The organism is Candidatus Krumholzibacteriia bacterium (assembly GCA_030748535.1).
In the GTDB taxonomy this organism is placed as follows: domain Bacteria; phylum Krumholzibacteriota; class Krumholzibacteriia; order JACNKJ01; family JACNKJ01; genus JASMLU01.
Genome location: JASMLU010000028.1, coordinates 1 through 903, shown reverse-complemented (window position 1 = coordinate 903; position 903 = coordinate 1). Strand labels below are relative to the sequence as shown.

The following is a 903-nucleotide window of genomic DNA, read 5'->3' as shown; positions in this document are numbered from 1 at the left end:
TTATATGCAAAGTTTGATTAGTTCAGGAATATTAACCTGATTTCCATTCGCTATACTCAGTTAAGGTATAGCTTAGGTACCGACTAACCCTTGGTTAAACGATATTGCCAAGGAAACCTTGCTCTTGCGACGCCAACCATTCTCAGGTTGATCTGATCTTACTAACGCCAAGATTCTCATTCCGTCCCGCTCCATCCTTTCTTACGAAAAAACTTCTGCGCAGAACAGACGCCTGCTTACCAGAACGCTCATCTGAGCGCCTCCGGAGTATCGGTAGTATACTTAGCCCCGTCCATTTTCAGGGCCTCGAACCTCGATAGGTGAGCTATTACGCTTTCTTTAAATGTTGGCTGCTTCTGGGCCTACATCCCCACTGTCTCAGGTTCAAGACACCTTTCGTTACACTTAGTATACATTTTGGGACCTTAACTCCAGTCTCCGTTGTTCCGGTCTCGGAACAGCACCTTACGCGCTGCCCCCGATTCCCACTTTAAGCAGCTGACAGGTTCAGAGTTGGAAGAAATTCCGTAATCTTTCGACCCTGCGAATTCTATCCGTACTTTACCCCGCCAACAAACTAAGTGAGACTATACTGAGGCATATTTCAACAGGAACCAGCCATCGCCGAACTAGATAGGCTTTTCACCCCTATTCGCAGATCATTCGAGTGCATGCACACAACAACGGTTCAGCCTTCCATTCTCCTTTCGGAAAACTTCAGCTTGTCCACGAATAGATCGTCCGGCTTCGGGTCTTACCCAAGTGACTAACGCATTTTCATACTCGCTTTCGCTTCGGCTCCTTTCGTTAACCTCGCCACTTTGATAAACTCCTTGGCCCATTTTTCCAAACGTACGTTACAACACCTTAGTGCCGTAACCATATGTGACTAACAGATTTCAA

The 903-nt window shown here is 46.5% G+C and carries 1 rRNA gene; it reads right to left on the bottom strand.

Going from position 1 to position 903, the window contains the following annotated elements:
• A 23S ribosomal RNA gene (locus QGH30_09755) occupies positions 1–903 on the bottom strand; the annotation flags it as partial.